The 17994-nt window shown below is 36.2% G+C and carries 15 protein-coding genes; 11 read left to right on the plus strand and 4 right to left on the minus strand.

The annotated features are described in order from the left end of the window. The coding region (locus E0946_RS02070; RefSeq protein WP_133200814.1) for a T9SS type A sorting domain-containing protein at positions 1–1489 on the plus strand (1489 nt) is incomplete at its 5' end. A gap of 260 nt (positions 1490–1749) precedes the next feature. Here E0946_RS02070 and asnB read toward each other — a convergent pair. After that, entirely contained in the window at positions 1750–3822 is a 2073-nt protein-coding gene (gene asnB, locus E0946_RS02075; protein ID WP_133200815.1) for an asparagine synthase (glutamine-hydrolyzing), read from the minus strand. Between the two features lie 72 nt (positions 3823–3894). After that, positions 3895–6150, minus strand: coding sequence for a hypothetical protein (locus tag E0946_RS02080; RefSeq protein WP_207930810.1), 2256 nt, complete (start codon positions 6148–6150; stop codon positions 3895–3897). Between the two features lie 434 nt (positions 6151–6584). Between E0946_RS02080 and E0946_RS07215 the strand changes: the two genes are divergently transcribed. The 10 genes from E0946_RS07215 to lpxK all read left to right on the plus strand — a co-directional run bounded on the left by E0946_RS07215 (position 6585) and on the right by lpxK (position 16010). Next, complete coding sequence (locus E0946_RS07215) at positions 6585–6761, plus strand: hypothetical protein (protein ID WP_165942058.1); 177 nt, start codon at positions 6585–6587, stop codon at positions 6759–6761. 165 nt (positions 6762–6926) lie between these two features. Continuing rightward, positions 6927–8009: a hypothetical protein gene (locus tag E0946_RS02085; RefSeq protein WP_133200817.1), complete on the plus strand. Its 1083-nt coding sequence runs from the start codon at positions 6927–6929 to the stop codon at positions 8007–8009. Positions 8010–8328: 319 nt separating this feature from the next. Then, positions 8329–10248: an ABC-F family ATP-binding cassette domain-containing protein gene (locus E0946_RS02090; protein WP_133200818.1), complete on the plus strand. Its 1920-nt coding sequence runs from the start codon at positions 8329–8331 to the stop codon at positions 10246–10248. Beyond that, positions 10238–11215 (plus strand): 2-hydroxyacyl-CoA dehydratase family protein, encoded by a 978-nt coding sequence (locus E0946_RS02095; protein WP_133200819.1) that lies wholly within the window; start codon positions 10238–10240, stop codon positions 11213–11215. The genes E0946_RS02090 and E0946_RS02095 overlap by 11 nt, the downstream gene beginning before the upstream one ends. Next, complete coding sequence (mnmA, locus tag E0946_RS02100; RefSeq protein WP_133200820.1) at positions 11212–12291, plus strand: tRNA 2-thiouridine(34) synthase MnmA; 1080 nt, start codon at positions 11212–11214, stop codon at positions 12289–12291. The genes E0946_RS02095 and mnmA overlap by 4 nt, the downstream gene beginning before the upstream one ends. Beyond that, entirely contained in the window at positions 12291–12626 is a 336-nt protein-coding gene (locus tag E0946_RS02105) for a DUF3147 family protein (protein ID WP_320410561.1), read from the plus strand. The genes mnmA and E0946_RS02105 overlap by 1 nt, the downstream gene beginning before the upstream one ends. A 101-nt stretch (positions 12627–12727) precedes the next feature. Then, entirely contained in the window at positions 12728–13675 is a 948-nt protein-coding gene (locus E0946_RS02110) for a hypothetical protein (protein ID WP_133200822.1), read from the plus strand. Between the two features lie 3 nt (positions 13676–13678). After that, positions 13679–14566 (plus strand): phosphoribosylaminoimidazolesuccinocarboxamide synthase, encoded by an 888-nt coding sequence (locus tag E0946_RS02115; RefSeq protein ID WP_133200823.1) that lies wholly within the window; start codon positions 13679–13681, stop codon positions 14564–14566. After that, complete coding sequence (locus tag E0946_RS02120) at positions 14563–14946, plus strand: response regulator (protein ID WP_243713706.1); 384 nt, start codon at positions 14563–14565, stop codon at positions 14944–14946. The genes E0946_RS02115 and E0946_RS02120 overlap by 4 nt, the downstream gene beginning before the upstream one ends. A gap of 29 nt (positions 14947–14975) precedes the next feature. Further along, positions 14976–16010 carry a tetraacyldisaccharide 4'-kinase gene (lpxK, locus tag E0946_RS02125; RefSeq protein ID WP_133200825.1) on the plus strand — a complete coding sequence of 345 codons (1035 nt, stop codon included), beginning with the start codon at positions 14976–14978 and terminating at the stop codon, positions 16008–16010. Position 16011: 1 nt separating this feature from the next. Here lpxK and E0946_RS02130 read toward each other — a convergent pair whose 3' ends face one another. Then, positions 16012–16755: an RsmE family RNA methyltransferase gene (locus tag E0946_RS02130; RefSeq protein WP_133200826.1), complete on the minus strand. Its 744-nt coding sequence runs from the start codon at positions 16753–16755 to the stop codon at positions 16012–16014. Positions 16756–16767: 12 nt separating this feature from the next. Continuing rightward, positions 16768–17925, minus strand: coding sequence for a molecular chaperone DnaJ (dnaJ, locus tag E0946_RS02135; RefSeq protein ID WP_133200827.1), 1158 nt, complete (start codon positions 17923–17925; stop codon positions 16768–16770). Positions 17926–17994 lie beyond the last annotated feature (69 nt).

Raw genomic sequence — 17994 nt, forward strand, 5'->3', positions numbered from 1 at the left:
GGGGACCTATAATGAAGATGAGAGTTTTTATCTTTTCCCCATCCCTTTAAAATCTTATGTCAATATTATAGGTGCTGGTTCCGATAAGACTATTTTACATTCCGATATAGCTTCTCCTACCGGGAATACCCTTTTTTGGGGAGGACAAAATCTTCAGCATATTACTATTCATGGTTTTACTACCAGTGCGGAAATAAATCAGAACTGTCGTCCTATGATTAGCTTCTATATCAGTCATCTTACAATATCTGATATGATATTAGAAGATTTTCCTATTTATGATTATAGAGATGCTGCTATATTCTTATATGAACCTACTTCTTTGTCTATTGATTCTCTGGTAATCAGGAACATAACTGTCCCTGAACATGCTGTCTATATCGAAGATACTCTTCAAGATTGTAGCATAACTAATTCCACCTTTGAGAACATCCATTCTACTTATACCTCACCTGATACTCCAGGAGATGATAGCTGGGGTCCAACTGTTGTTGACATTATAACCTTAGATACTTTGACGGTAGATAATTGTATTTTCCGGAATATCTCTGTGCAGAATAATCAAGCGACGCTGTATATAAGTAATGAGGTTTATTTTCCTGGCAATGTAGGCAATATAAAGGTCACTAACTGTCTTTTTGATAATATAAGGACTAATTACCATAGTGCAGTATGTTTTGTCACTAATGTCTATGGCAGTTTTAAAGTATCTAACTGTACCTTCTACAACAATTTTGGGACTCTAGGGGCAGTTATGGCTGTAGGTAAGATAGATATACGAAATAATATCTTTTATAATCCTGATGCTCAGTATGAGCTTTATATGCCTGCCCCAGAGCTGGATTTATACTGCGTAACCCGACTGGATTTTGATTACAATGATATCCGCAACGGATACAATGGGATTAGAAATAGCAGTCCTACCAATGACCTTTACTATAGAGAGCATAACCTTAGCAGTGAACCCTTATTTGCCAGCCTCACTTATGGAGATTCTCTGTATCTGCGTCTGGGGGAGGGTTCACCCTGTATCAATGCTGGGACACCAGATACAACCGGTCTCGGACTTTTACCTTATGATCTGGCAGGAAACTGGAGAATATGGGATGGATGTATTGATATGGGATGTTATGAGTATGGTTCTGAGCCTTATGTAGGAGTAGAGGATCCGGTGCTACCTTCAGTTCCTGGATATAATATCTTAGCCTATCCCAATCCTTTCAATGCCCTTACCAATCTGAAGGTTAAACTTCCCTCTGACTCAAATAATACATTCAATAAGGTTAATTCTGCCAGTATAGAGGTCTATAATATCAGGGGCGAGAAAGTGAAGACTATCAATCTTGATGTTAGTAAAGGGACTGAACAATGGACTTACTGGGATGGTAGAGACCAGCATAGTAAGCTCTGTCCTTCAGGAATCTATCTTCTTAATCTCAAGTTAAATGGTAAATCAGTCCTGACCAGAAAGGTCACTCTAATTAGATAAGCATTATAAGCCTAAATAAATTCTCAGAAAAGAGAACATCTTTCCTGAAGATATTTGAATGTACGCGACAAAGGAGCTTAATTATGAGAAAGAGAATATGGTTAGTCTTGTGCATATTGGTTATGATAGTTACCTTTTCTATCCATACTTTTTCATAATTTTTATAATTTACTCATCCTAATGAAAATAGTCTATATCTCAAAATAGGTGAGAAATATAATAATTGAATTATCTTTTAAAATTCTGATATTTTAGGATTATTATATAACAGCCTTTTGACTGAATCTTCTGAACCACATCTCCAAAGCATATATATTATAGAGCATTTCTGCCTGAGAATTATTGCCTTTAAGATATTTTTGCCAGTTATCCATTATGAGAGGAAGGTTCCAGATTCCACGATTACGGAAGGTGCTGGAGGTTATGAGAGATTCATAGGAAGTTTTCATTGGACCTCTTAGCCAGAGAGAAATAAAGGGAGAGCCAAAGACAGATTTTTCTTTGCGGTTAAAGATGGCAGTGGGAACGAGAGGTTTTATAGCTTGGCGATGGATATATTTACCCTGAGCATTATGAATTTTATATTCGGAGGGAAGAGAGAAGGCAAGCTCTACCAAATTATGGTCCAGAAAAGGAACACGGCTTTCTATGGAAGCAGACATAGACATACGGTCTTCCCAGTGCAGTAAAGTTGGTAAAGAGGTGGTATAGACAGCATTATAGAGAAAGTTGGAAAGTTTATCGCAGGTTGGTTTAGAAAAGTTATCTGAGGTAAGAGTGCGGGTATTATTCAGTTTAATGGGATGTTGAGAAAAGAATTTTGAAACACTTTTACTGGAAAAATCGGAAATCTGAGCCAGAATAGGTTCGGAAAGAGATTTTTTACATTGTTGAAGGAAATCCTGATTGAATGGCTCAAAGCGAAGGAAGCGGAACTCAAAGTTATAGAGTTGAGGTTCAGATAAAAAGATAGAGAGTAGAGCTTTTGCCAGTCCAGAAAGACCTTTAATACAGCCATATTTCTTGAGCCAGGCAAGAGCTTCTTTCAAGGCTTTATGGAATTTAGTCTGAAGAATTAAATCTGCCAGAAAACGATAGAAAGAATGACGATAACCTGCTGTGAGTTCATCACTTCCTTGTCCATCCAGAAGAACTTTGATACCATTTTCCTGAGCAAGTTTCATAACTGCATATTGTGCAGTAAAACCAGAGCCAAGAGGAAGGTCATTGAACCAAGTAGCATCATTAAACCAAGCCATAGCATCTTCTGCTTGAGGGGCAGTTAGATAGGAAATACAGCCACTGTAATGGACTACCTCTGCAATCCATTTTCGTTCATCCAGTGGAGGATATTCCGGAAAATAGGCAGAGAAGGTCTGTAATGGTCTATCCGTTAACCGTGAAGCAGTGCAGACAATAGCGGAAGAATCCAGACCTCCACTGAGACAAGAACCTACTTCCACATCGGAACGCATCTGCAATTGAACCGCTTTTTCAAAAGTTTCTCTATAAATTTCTATTGCTTCCGGCAAAGAAAGAGAACTTTTTCCAAAGCTTGCAGGATTCAATTTATAATACTCTTTTAGCGTGATTCCGTGCTGATCAACGATAAGGTTATAGCCAGGTTGGAGAGCTTTGATTTCTTGCCAGAAAGTTTCCTCTCCATAGACCTCAAGAGAGTTAATCTTCATTGAGCGCCAGATCATCGGCAGATTAAGGCTTTTATCCACTGGAGTGAGAAGTAGCTGTTTGATTTCCGAAGCGAAATACAAAAAATCTCTATTCCTACAATAATAGAAAGGTTTAACGCCAAAGCGGTCACGGGAGCAGAAAAGCAGGCTTTTATTTGCGTCCCAGAGAGCAAAAGCCCAGATACCATTGAAATGCAGGACACAATTTTCCCCCCAGAAATCATAGGCTTTTAAAATAACTTCCGTATCAGATTCAGAATTAAAAGAATATCCCTGAGCGATGAGTTCTTGTCTAAGCTCAATATAGTTATATATTTCCCCATTAAAAACTATTAGCAGATTAAGCTGAGGGTCAAGCATAGGTTGATGCCCTTTCATGCTAAGGTCAAGGATAGCTAAACGACGAAATCCCAATCCAAGAGAAGCTCTGGCAGAAAGATTTAAGGATGGATAGAGCTGACGAATATCTTCTTTTGAACCATCACCACTGAAAGGAAGAATCTTATGACTATTTTTTTCTATCAAACAAAATCCTTCATCATCTGGACCGCGATGTTCAATGAGAGCATTCATAGCCTTCAATAGGTTGATATCTATAACCTTTTGGGAATCAAAAGAATATATACCACTTATACCACACATCTAAAACTCCACTTTGCAAGCTCGTTAAAGAGGATAAAAAGTCAAGTGATTTCTCCCTATAAGTGCCATAAATTAACGGTCATTTGAAGTCCTATTGACCAATTTTAGCAGTCTACCCTCTCCTGCAGGGAGTTCTATCTCAATGTTGCCATTATGATAGGGATAAAATTTATCCTCGTAGGGATCATAGAAAGCATAATTTTGATAGGGATTTTTTCTCCCACTATCTTTAAAAGTCAGAAGGAGTTTTTGGGGAGGAGCCTCAGGAAAGTAAATATCAAATTCTTCAGGGGGAACGAATTGTGGTTCTGTGATTATGCCAGGGAGAAAAAAATTGGCTCTACGATTAACCACCATTAACCAGAGATTTTCCTCTTTATCAAGGTAGGTGGCACATTGAATATAGCCCTCATATTCACCTATCCCCTGCTTCTGAACCTGAATATATTGAATGGGATTATCTTTCTCTGCTTTCTTAAATTTTTTGCGAGAAGTGCCAATGCACTCTGAATTTTGCCAGTTCAAATCCTTGATTATAACTCCGTAAGCTTTTATGCGGGGATTGGATAAACTAACCGCTCTCCAGGTTATAGGATCGGGCACCAGCAAAGGATAATCAGGCATTCCGACACGAGAAAAAGCAATAGACCTTTGTCCATAACCTTTAATATCCTGATAAGACCTCAGACAATAGTGAAAGATGCCGTCAGGTTTAAAACATAGAGGCAGATAGAGCAGCACCTTTTGAGCTGCAGTAGTGGGTTGTATCCAATCTACCCATTGTTCTTGCCCTTGATATAAAGTCCATTTACCGAGAACCTGGACGATGGGATAAAACTTCCCTTCCTCTTTTTTATCTCTATATTCCATACAATCTTGATATACACTCAAAAGTTTTTGGTCCAGTATATACTGAATAAATTTTCCTTTCTCTCCTTCAGTGGCATTCCATATTAAATCTGGCTTTAAAGGATAGATATCAGGAGCTATAATTTGCGGTTGGGCAATTTTGCTAAAGGCATCTATATGGTCGTAATATATTCCCTGTTCTTTATTTAAAGTAATATTGGTAACTTGAAAATCATAGACCGCAGTGAAAACAGGAATATCTTCCTGAGAAGCAATCTCCTGCATCAATTTAAAGGAATCAAATTGCCCTTGATAGGGCTCATCAAAGGTATAAAAACCTTTTACATTACCTTCACCTTGAGAAATAACATTATCCATCCGTTGGAGAATTTTATCTTGCCAATAATTTTTATCGTGACTGATTTTATGATGTAGCTCATCTTCTATTTCCACATAATCCAGTTCTACATCACAATTTCCATACCAATATACTCTGGGATTGAGATTAACCAAGCGGAGGAACTCTCTGGAATCAGGGGTTGCAGGATTATGGTCAATATCAGCAGTCAAGAGATTAGCGTCTATAAGGTCTTTATAAGGTATCTTTAGTTCCAGCTCTAAGAATTCATTACCTCTGCGATTTAATAGATAGTCATGCACTGTAAAAATAGTCTCACTTCTTTGCTGATTATCTATCCAGTGATTCAGAATCTTCATTTGGCTGGAAAATCCTGTTCCATAAAGTTCAAAACCGGTTACATAAAATCGCAAGAGAGGCGTATTAGAACTAATTCCTGATTGAAGATTGCTTATTTTAAAACGGAATTTCACCCAAATATAGTCATCTGGATAGTCTGGTGGATTAGTCTGATAGAGGATAAATTCACTGCCAAAACGAACATAGAATCCATTTCTATTTTGCCAGCGATAACGAAGGTCAGTAAAGATATGTCCAGGTTGGTCTTTACCTTTTTCTGCTTTCCAGACATAACCATATGAAGCGTCAGGAGCCATATCTTCTTTTCCTGTTCTATAAAGATTTTTTTCACTTTGGGCAGCATACCAGTATTGATTATCCATTCCATCTCCAATGCGGACATCCTTTTCACTGGAAAATTCTGCTTCAAAACGGAAATAGCTGGACGCAGAAAGTGGATAGGAAGCATAATGTAAATCACTTTCAGGGTCTTTATCCCAGCCCCAATCTAATACCCAGGCATCAATTTGAGAGTTATCCAGGTCCTTTAATAAACCAGGCAGGTCAGGATCTCCCTTTTGTGTCCCCATTATAGTGGCGTTATACCCCAAAGTTTTCATCAAATTGATAGTGGCATAACGAGAAGGATAATCCACCTTGTCTCCATTTCTCAAGTTTGCATAAATGCCATAAGGAAACTCATCTGAATATTTAGCATATAAAGAAGGTAGCATTAGCAATAGGAGGAAAAGAGTAAACAGACTTAATTTTTTCTCTTTCATTGAACTATCTTTTTTAAACTTAATCTTCATATATCTCTTTTTAGTCCAGATAAGTTCTGAGGTCAAGTAAATTATATAAATTTTAATAGATAATTAAATTAAAAAAGTAGAGTAGTTGTCTATTTAGTAACAAACTCTTTAATAATACTTTGTCCTCTGCTTTGTAGCATATAATAAAATCAGGTTTCCGACATACAGACTGATAGGCAAGCCATATTCCCATAAATAAAGATAAAATATTTTACTATATACTATTCCCTATCTCCTACTTGCCTCTCCCTTATCAACTTAGCTAAAAAAGAGCTAAGAGAGAGCTAAGGGAGAGGAAAAAAGGTTGTAAGAATAAAGATAATATATGCAAGTAAATATCTAAATTACACCTTTATAAATATAACTGAATAACAGATAGATAACATTAATCATAAGGAAAACTTATGGATATAATCTCTGATATCCTTAATATCAAGCAATCATTATTTTCTATGACGAGTAGTAATCTTACCAATCAATTAGCTTCTACCACTATTGTTCCCGTTATTGCACCCCTATGGAATGACAACAGCTTAATAGGAGGTTCTTGTCAATATCTGCTTTCAAGTACGGTGCTGTGAAATTGTCAATGGCAACTTGATGGTTTTGCTGATTTATTTAGTAAACCACCTCCCCTCGTTTAGCCTTAATAAATCCGTTAATATTGGTTAATTCTAAAAATTAGATGCGCTAGTTAAAATAATTTATATATTATATTATAGCATAATTATATAAGAGAAAAGAAGATGAATGAAATACATAAATCTGATTTATATATTGATGATTATCTGGATAAAATTTTTTTATTAGAAAAAAGTATTGGTGCAAAAACTACTTATAAAATTTTAGAACCTTTTCCTGTAGATACCGAAGACAGCTTATCCATTCAAAAAGCTGCTAAAACAATTGCTGATTTTGTGGGACTAAATAATTTAGTATTCATAGTTGCAAAAACTAAACAAAAATCCAATGTCGGTGGTTATATAGAACTTAATAATAATGAGAATGAAGTTTTTATTGAAATATCAGATAATATTTCAAAATCTCAAAATGCTGTTTTAGCAGTTTTAGCTCATGAAATTACTCATAAATATATGCAGATTAATGCTATTTCTTGCGGTACAGGACCCCTTCTTGAATACGAAAATGAAATACTAACTGATATTACATCCATCTTTCTTGGATTTGGAAAATTAATGTTAAATGGATATGAAATTGTTAAGGAATCAGTGAACATAGTTAATTATACCAGAGAGACTATCAAAATTGGATATCTTAATAAAAAACAAATTGCTTTTGTTTATCGTTTAATTTGCGCAATGAGAAAAATACCCAAAAATGATATGTTATCAGGTCTTTCTTCCGAAGCTATCTCTGAAATTAGTGATTGTTATTGTTATGAAGAGGATTATTTTAATCAAGAATTTCATAATAACAAGTTTCAAAATGAATTAGTTGAATCTTTAATTAATTATATTCAAACCTTGCAAGATGAACTAAATCAAATAAATAGACATTTAGAACTTATTAAGACCGAATATATAAATAAAACCGAAACTTTTCTGGATATAAAACAACAAAATCTTAAAAATTTTTATAATGATCTAAGGACCTTGAATCAATATGATACTTATGACCCCTGCCTTATTTATTTAATTACTATTAAGAACAGAAGAAAAATTGAACAAATGAAAATAAAATTATCTCAAGAGATTAGTGATGCAAAAGAGGTAAAACAAAATTTAAATACTATTACAAAATTAGATGAGAAAAAAAGAACAAAAAAGTCATTTTTAAAGAAAATCTTTAATAAAGTCCTTAGAAATTAACCGGTGATATTTGACGCATTAACTTAACTAATTCCTCATAATTATCTTTCTTTCTCTTGGATTGAGCTATGTCTCTTCTCCTTGTTTTATTTTATTAGTTCCCAACAAAACAATGAGTTGATTTTGGCTCAACCTTTTTTTCCTTCAGCCTTACCAATTTTACTCCACTAATGAAGGCATAACCTCCAAAATCAAATCGGGATTTAAATATAAATTGACAATGAGAGAATAGCTGGAAAATGGTTAAATAACATTATGATAAATAAAATAAATAGATTATATAATCATATTTTGATAATTTTAAAGCCGGGGAACAATTATGAGTCTTATTCGCGCTATAGATGTATCTGTAGAATTCAGTGGTAAATCTATTCTTAGGAACATTAATTGCAGCCTGGAGCATAATAGCAAGATAGGTTTGATTGGAGCGAATGGTTCCGGTAAAAGCACATTACTCAAAGTGTTATATGGAATGCAAACGCCCAATTCTGGAAAGGTGCAAAAAGCTAAATATTGTAATATTGCATACCTTCCTCAGGACTATCATCCCTTATCCAATCGGGTTCTTATAGAATATATTCGCTCTGCCCGTCCCGAACTTCTGAGATTGGAAAGAGAGATAGAAAGATTATCCGAGGAATTAAATAAGAATCCTGACGAAGAAATTGAAGCAGAATTAAATAAGGTAATAGAACAATATACCTATTATGGAGGCTATGATTTTGAGAATGAGATTAAATATGTGCTCACTTCACTTAATTTACCTCCGGAAAGCTGGAACCGAAAATGCGGAGAATTCAGTGGAGGAGAACAAACCAGAATTGCTTTAGCAAATGTATTATTGACTAACGGAGACCTGATTATGATGGATGAGCCAACCAATCATCTTGATTTAGAAATGATAACTTGGCTGGAGAAATATCTACAAAATCTGAAAAAACCTTTTATTGTTGTCTCTCACGACCGTCAGTTTCTGGATAATACGGTTAAAACTATATGGTGCTTACGTGATGGTCAATTGACTATCACCAAGGGAAATTATAGTACTTTTCGTAAAGCAGATGAGATTGCTCAACTTTCTCAAGCACGACAATATGAGCAGCAAAAGAAATATATTGAAGAAACAGAGAATTTCATCCGACAAAACATTGCGGGAAATCGTAGCAATTTAGCTAAATCCCGTTTAAAGCAATTAGAACGAATGGAAATAGTAAAAAAACCGTCTGACCAGAAATCTATAAAGCTCTCCATAGAAGCCAATAAGCGCAGCGGAAATGATATCTATATTCTGGAAAATGTCTCTTATGGCATTCCTCCTGATAAAGAACTGGCAAGAGATATCAATCTAACCGTCAACTATAAAGATAGAATCTGCATTTTAGGTCCTAATGGTTGCGGAAAAACTTCTTTATTAAAGGTCCTTTTGCAGGATAGCGACATCTTCAGTGGAACTCTTAAAGTAGGAGCAAGTTTGGATATAGGATATTTTGACCAGCAACAGAATGACTTAGACCCTGAGCTAACCGTGCTGGATACTATCTGGCAAATTATTCCTGAAGCAACTATAGGTTATGTGAGAAGCTGGTTAGCTCGTTTTGGATTTTACGACGATGATATTGATAAAAAGGTGAAGCAATTAAGTGGAGGTGAACAATCCCGGCTTTATCTTTGCCGATTAATTCACACGCAACCTAACCTATTACTTTTGGATGAACCTACCAATCATCTTGACCTGCAGATGACTGAATCATTAATGGAGGCTTTAAAAAACTATAATGGAACTATTATCTTTGTAACTCACGACCGCTGGTTTATGAAAGAACTGACTACCAAATTCTGGGTATTTCGCAAGCTCAAAGCAGAAAATGGTTTCTACACAACCATTCAAGAATACATTGGCAACTGGGAAGAAGCGATGAATCTGGCATTTGAAAAACCAGAAGCAACTAAGACTCCTCCCCCACCCCGTAAACGAAAAAACCGCATCAATCCTTGGCATATGCGCAGCATTCTTGGCGAAATTGAAGAAAGTAGCAGAGAATATGAACTGTTAATAGAAGAGATGCAGGAAATTCAATACGAACTATCTCAATCTACTACCTATTCCTCACCAGAAAAGGTAAAATTATTACAAAAACAACTGAAAGAACTGGAAGAAACAATGACCCAGTTGAAAGAACTGATTGATGAGATGGAAGAAAAATATTTAGAATTATACTATCAATATTATGACAAATAAAAGGATTGGCTTCACTTCTTCCTTCCCCGTAGAAGTTGTCTATGCAGCAGGTTATACACCTGTGGACTTAAATAATATCTTTGTGGAAGGAAATTCTACCGAATATATTCGTAAAGCTGAATTGAAAGGATTTCCCCGCACCATCTGCGCCTGGATTAAAGGCAATTTTGCTGCTGCACTTTCCGCTAATCTGGATGAAGTGATAGGAATTTCCCAGGGAGATTGCTCTAACGGCATTTCTTTAACCGCTATGTTAGCGGAAGAAGGACTTCCTATCTATCATTTTTCCTTCCCTCAAGAACGAACCTATGAAGCTCTAAATGTAGAAATCAGAAAACTGGAAGAACACTTTGAAGTCTCCAGAGATGAGGTGATGAAGGTTAAAAAAAGATTGGATGACATTAGAATTAAATTAATAACTTTGGATGAATGGACCTGGAAAGAAGGATTGATTACAGGAAAAGAAAATCATTACTGGCTGGTTAATTCTTCCGATTTTAGGGGTAATCCCGATAAGTTTGAAGAGGATTTGACCTTATTTATGGAAGAAGCATCCAAACGCAATCCTTCTATGCCTAAACATCGCTGTGCCTATCTGGGTGTTCCTCCCATCTATCGTGACCTCTATGACCGCATTGAAGAACTTGATGGTAGAGTTATCTTTAACGAGGTACAAAGACAATTTTCTATGCCCTACCTCTGTTCCGATATAGTAGAACAATATTTAGTCTACACCTATCCTTATGGAGTTTTTGCTCGCCTGGAAGATATACTCTCACAATTAAATTTAAGAAAAATAGATATGGTGATTAGCTACACTCAATCTTTTTGTCACCTGCAGATTGATAATATCCTTTTGAAAAAACACATAAAGATACCCTTCTTGAACCTGGAAGGTGACCGTCCAGAAGAACTTGATAGCAGAACTCTTTTACAACTGGAAAGCTTTTTTGAGGTTTATGGATGAAAAAGGTAGTGGTAGCACTTAGTGGAGGCATAGATTCTGCTGTCAGTGCTTTTTTATTAAAAGAACAAGGATATGAAGTTATCGGTGCTACAATGTCCTTCTGGGATGATATTGCTTTAGCATCCAGTTGGTGTTCACAAGGTTGCTACGGACCACAAGAAGAAGAAAATATAAAATCAGCTCGCCAGATTGCTTCTCAACTGAATATAGAACATACAGTCATAAACTTAATAAAAGAGTTTAAAGATATAGTGCTAAGTTATTTTATTTCCAGCTATATGAATGGAAAAACACCTAATCCCTGTGTAATCTGCAATGCTCATATAAAGTTTGCTGCTTTCTGTGAAGGAATAAAAAGACAGGGATTGGATTTTGATTATTTTGCTACGGGACATTATGCAAGAAAGAACTATGATAATGAACTCCATCGCTGGCAGCTTCTTAAAGGGAAAGATGCTCTTAAAGACCAATCTTATTTCCTTTGCTTATTAAATCAGGAACAAATAAGTAGAGCTCTTTTTCCTCTCGGTGAAAGAACAAAAGAAGAGATAAAACAAATTGCCACGGATATAGGTTTGGGATTTCTCCGAGAACGAGAAGAAAGTCAGGACTTTATAGATTCCTCTGTTTATCCTTATATCTTTCCCGCTCAGGCTTTTACCGCAGGAGAAATTATAGACAGCACTGGCAAAGTGTTAGGATATCATCAGGGATTGGTAAATTACACTATAGGACAACGGAAACATTTAGGAATCAGCGGAATGACTGAACCTTATTATGTGGTCGGAATTGATGCTAAACATAACAGATTGATTGTAGGACCTATTAAGGAACTTTACAAGGATAGACTTATTGCCCGGGATATAAACTGGGTTTCTATCCCTGATTTAAAAGAAGAAATAAGAGCAGAAACAAAGATAAGATTAGCTCATAATGCAGCTTTAGGAACTTTGCTACCTTTTTCAGAAAATAGAGTAGAAGTTCGGTTTGATGAACCTCAACTATCCATAACTCCAGGACAATTTGCCGTTTTTTATAAGGGTGATTTGCTTCTTGGAGGAGGAGTGATTGAATAATGTATTATTTATTAAAAGTTATTATATCTGCTGGTTTGATTGTTCTGATAAGTGAGGTCTCTAAAAGAAGTAGTTTTATAGGAGCGATTTTTGCCTCTATTCCATTGATCTCCTTTCTCGCTATACTCTGGATGTATTTTGAGACAAAAGATACAGGAAAGATTGCAGAACTTTCTATTGATATTTTCTGGTTGGTTCTGCCTTCTTTACTATTCTTCATTCTATTCCCCATTCTGCTAAAACGAAACTGGAATTTCTTTCTTTCTTTTTTCCTTTCCACTGCAGTAATGGTAGCTGGTTATTTTTTAATGACCTGGCTAATGAAATCTCGTTAAAAATGACAAAAGGGCTAATCCATTTTAGCTTATGAGAGAAGAAAGTCTTTTAAACAGAACTTTCTGATTGACACAAAGACTTTTGCCAAAACTATGTCCGTATGATAAAAGTCAAATGGGAAAATAATCAAATACCAGCGGATATTAAGCTGCCATCTGGATGGGTGTTTTTTTGCTTTAAAAAAGAAGACCTTGCTCTTTGGTGTGGTTTTACTCCAAATATTAGCCAGCGTTTACATAATATAAGCAGAAAAGCTGAACAGGATGAATCTTTTAGAACGGCTTCACTGGCTGCTGAATATATAGAGATAGAACCTTATTCTCGTTCGGTAGATGTCTTATTTCATTACAAAGTCTTTGTTCAGGAATATAATCCTCCTTTTCAAGATGTGACTGCACCCTGGAAAGAATATGTCTATCTCGCTCTTGATGCATACCATTTCCCTTTTGTATCCATCCAATCTGACACCAATGGTGATTGGACTTATGCAGGACCCTGGAGAAGTCGTTTTTTCTTGATGGATATAATGGATAGCATTTCTCGTATACTGAAACTTCCCTTTTGCGAAACTTCCTATTATCCTTGTGACAAATTGGATAAAGGAATCTGTAGAGGTTATTGTGAAGCTTTAGATGAAGAAGGTGAAGTGGAAGATGTGGAAGAATTAAATAAGTTAGAATCTCTCCTCTGGGAAGCCTATCTTCATCCTGACAATAGTATCCTGGAAATGCTTACTAAGGAAAAAGAAAAATATTTCAATGAACTGGAATTTGAAAAGGAAGATCTTATTGCCAGCGAAGTTGAAAACTTTGCAAAATATAGAGACTGGCTAAAATTTCTCTATTTAACCAAGACTTTATCATATCAAACGGAAGATTTTGGTGTGGAAAATGGTCTACTTAACTGGTGTAAATTTAAGGATAAAATCTATAAATTCCCAGTAGAACCAATAAATTATAGACCCAACGAGAGATTAGCCATCAATTTAAATAAAACCGATGAAGCAAGATTACTCTATGAATATTATATTCAAAATTATAAAGGATAAGCAATGTATGAGATATTAAGTGAGTTACCAATTGTAAAGCAAAGTCGTCAGGGAAAAGTGCGAGATATGTATGATCTTGGTGAGACAGTTTTAATGGTGACCAGTGACCGCATTTCTGCTTTTGATGTAGTTTTTCCAGACCCAATTCCTGGCAAAGGAATAATACTCAATCAGATTGCTGCTTATGTTTTTAAAACTACTTCCCATATTGTTCCCAATCATTTTATAAGTGATAAGACAGAAGATTATCCAGAAGAATTTCAACCTTATAAAGATTATCTGGAAGGTAGAAGTATGTTGGTGCAAAAGCTCCGAATGATACCTGTAGAATGCATAGTTAGAGGATACATCAGTGGTTCTGCCTGGAATGAATATTCCCATTCAGGAACTGTTGGAGGTGAAGTTATGCCATCTGGACTGAAAGAAAATCAAAAACTACCTCAACCTATTTTTACACCTTCCGTCAAAATCACTGAGGGCCACGACATAAATATAAGTTATCAAGAGATGCTCAATCATATGGATAAATTTATTGCTGAATTTTTGAGAGATAAATCTCTTGCTCTCTATGATTACGGCTACAACTTTTTACTACCCAAAGGAATCATTTTAGCTGACACCAAATTTGAGTTCGGAACCAAAGAAGGGGAAATACTTTTAGCTGATGAAGCACTTACACCTGATTCTTCTCGTTTTTGGGATTTGGAAGCATATAATTCGGGAAAAGGTCCCGTAAGCTTTGATAAACAGATAGTGCGCGATTATCTGGAAAGTATTGGTTGGAATAAAAAACCTCCTGCTCCGCATTTACCAGAAGAAATAATAGATAAGGCTTTAGCTAAGTATCGTCAAATCCGAGATATCTTTTTAGGAGAGCAATCCAAACAATGAAAAGTATTTGTATTGTTGATGATGAAGAAGATTTAGTAGAAAATTTAAAACTCCAATTGGAACAGATTAAACCCGAGTGGAAGATAATCGGATTCAGCAATGGTATGGATGCTCTGAAAGAAATTATCGCCGGAAATGTTGATTTAGTGATAACTGATATTGCAATGCCCGATATGGATGGCTATGAACTTTTCTGGAGGATTAAAGACCATAATCCCCAAATGCCCGTTATAATGATGACTGGTTTTGGATACGACCCTAATCATGTTTTAGTAAGAGCAAAATCTGATGGATTGCAGGAAATACTCTATAAGCCATTTGAACTTGATAAATTGATAGAACTTATAGATAAACACTTAAAACCTAATAAGAAAAATTGATAAGTCCTTCCTTTATTGATAAGCATTTAATGCAAAAAACCTGGCTCAGCAACCTGATGAATCCAGTAGGTAAATTGTATGAAATCTACCAATCTCAAAGAAGAAAAAAACTCAGTTCCCAAGCCTGGCATTCTGATTGTTTTGTTATCAGTATAGGTAATATAATGAGTGGTGGTAGTGGTAAAACTCCTTTTTGTCTGTATCTGGCTGAATTATTAAAGAAATCAGGGATAAAAATTGGAGTATCTCATAGAGGTTATAAAGGAACTTTAGAGGATACTCCAACAGTTATTTCTGATGGAAAACAGATTTTCTATAAGGCAATGACCTGTGGAGATGAAGCCTATCTTCTTGCCTCCCGCTTGCCTGAAATTCCAGTAGTGGTAGGAAAACAACGCTGTGCTGCTGTTTCACTCTTACTGGCAGCATTTCCAGATACTGAAATAGTTATCTTAGATGATGCTTTTCAACATCTCAGTATTGCACGAGACCTGGATTTTATTTGCTTTGATGCTAAATGGGGCATTGGAAATGGAAGAGTGATTCCGGCAGGATATTTAAGAGAACCAGTAAAAAATATACCTCTTTCCTCTATAATTATAATCAATCATAAAGAAGGTAAAGAGGAAGTTCCTGAGGAAAAAGAGTGGTGGTCTTCTTTTCCCCAAACTTCCTTTCATTGCTGGATAAGAGGAAAAGGTTATGTAGATACGAGGGATAATCTCTATACGGCTAAAGATATTAAAGGGAAAAGATGCATACTGGTAAGTGGAATCGCTCATCCTGAATCCTTTGAACATAATATTGAAAAAGATGGAATCTCCTGGCTACACCACTTTCGTTATCCAGACCATTATGCTTTTTCTGATATCAAAGAAATAAATAAACTTTCCAGTTTATGCAGTAAATATCAGATAGATTATATTCTTTGTACGGAAAAGGACCTGGTCAAATTACAGATTTATGCACCACTGAAGAATAAATTACGGGCACTTCGTCTGCAAACTGAATGTCAAGATGAAGAAACTTTGTTGGGTCTAATTAAAGAAAGAATGGAATATTAATTTAACCGGCTTTTGTATTTATTTTCAGTCTTTGAGCTAAAGCTAACCATTGCGCTGAAGCAACAATGGCAGCAGTCTCCGCTCTGGTAATCTGATGAGCTAAACAAATTTCCGGTAAATCCTGCATAAGATTAAATTCCTCTGCACTCCAACCACCCTCTGCTCCTATCATAAAACAAGGTTTTCCTGCCTGCTCAGCTGATAAATCAAACATCCATTGCTCTGGTTTGCGCTCTGAACAAAGAATAGGATTATAACTTTGAGCTTTAATGTTTGCTAAAGCACTTCTTAAATCCTGCGGAGAAAATATTTCCGGTAACCAGGGATTGTCACATTGTTTAATGGCTGAGATAGCTATTTTTTGAAAACGAGATAAGGTGTTTGCAGACGGTTTTCTTACAGATAAATCTGTAATTAAGGGGAAAAGAGCGCTCACTCCAAGTTCTGTGCACTTTTCTACAATAAGTTCATCATTACGGTTCTTCAGTAAGGCAAAAGCTATGGCAAAAGGATAGTCTGGATAGGGATAATCTATAATGTCAGTAAGTTCTAATAAAGCAGAAGCAGTCTCAATTTTAACCGCTTCAGCTTTAGCCATAATCCCCTTACCAGAATTTAATATAACAGTTTCCTTGATACGCCTATGAGCCACATAAGCCCAGTGATGAAACTCTTCGCCAGCCAAGCGAATTTGCTCACCTGGCTTCATATTGGCATCTAAGAAAGGATAAAATATTGAAGGCATCTTCGTTTTTAATTAGAAAAAGAAGCCTCTCAATTTCTCTTTAAAGCTCTTACCAGGCTTCAATTCTCGCTTCTTATCAAACTCTTTTAGACGGTTATAAAGTTCCATCTCTTCTCGGGAAAGCTTAGTGGGCACTACAACTTTGATTTTGACCAACAAATCTCCCCGACTGTAGGAATTTAGTCCTTTAATACCCTGTCCTCTTAAGCGAAAGATTCTTCCACTTTGAGTTCCAGGTGGAATCTTCATTTTTGCTGTGCCAGTTAAGGTTGGCACTATCACTTCATCACCCAGAACAGCTTGAGTAACAGTTATAGGAAGTTCCAGGATAATGTTATTTCCATCCCTTTCAAAAAGCTCATCCGGTTTTTCATGAATGACAACCAGGATATCACCATAACTTCCATTTCTGGGACCTACATTGCCCTGACCTCTAAGTCGGATAACCTGATTTTCTTCCACTCCTGCAGGAATCTTGACATTAATTTCCTTATTTTTACTAATTCTACCCTCTCCCATACACTTGGGACATTTATTGCGGATAATTTTACCTTCTCCCCTGCAAGAAGGACATTCTGATATGGACTGCATTTGACCGAAGAGCGATTGACGCACGGTTCGCACCTGTCCAGTTCCGTGACATTGAGGACAGGTCTCCGCTTTCCCATCAGCACTTCCAGTTCCTCTGCATTGGTCACAGATATCTTTGACTGTAATTCTTACCTTTTTCTCCGTCCCTAAAGCAATCTCCTTAAGGGTTAAAGCTAAATCTATCTGAATATTTTCACCCTGATTGGAATACCTTTGACTTTCTCTGTTACGAGAACTAAATCCACCACCAAAGAGGGTATCAAAAATAGAACTGAACCCTCCACCAAAAAGGTCACTGATATCATCAAAGTGGCTGAAATCATTCCAGCTAAATCCGCCGTTACCAAATTGCTGGTCTATTCCTGCATGACCATATTGGTCATATAATTGACGTTTTTCTTTGTCTGAGAGAACTTCATAGGCTTCGGAAGCTTCTTTGAACTTCTCTTCTGCTTCTTTATTATCCGGATTTTTATCCGGATGATATTTCATTGCCAGTTTGCGATAAGCTTTTTTTATCTCATCTTCACTGGCATCCCTTGAGACACCGAGCACTTCATAGTAATCTCTTTTTGCCATCTATTTAAACTCCAGAAAATATCAAATTAGTACTCCGACAGGATAAAAATCCTGCCGGAGTGCGATTAT

It is taken from the genome of Candidatus Syntrophosphaera thermopropionivorans (assembly GCF_004353895.1).
Classification (GTDB): Bacteria; Cloacimonadota; Cloacimonadia; order Cloacimonadales; family Cloacimonadaceae; genus Syntrophosphaera; species Syntrophosphaera thermopropionivorans.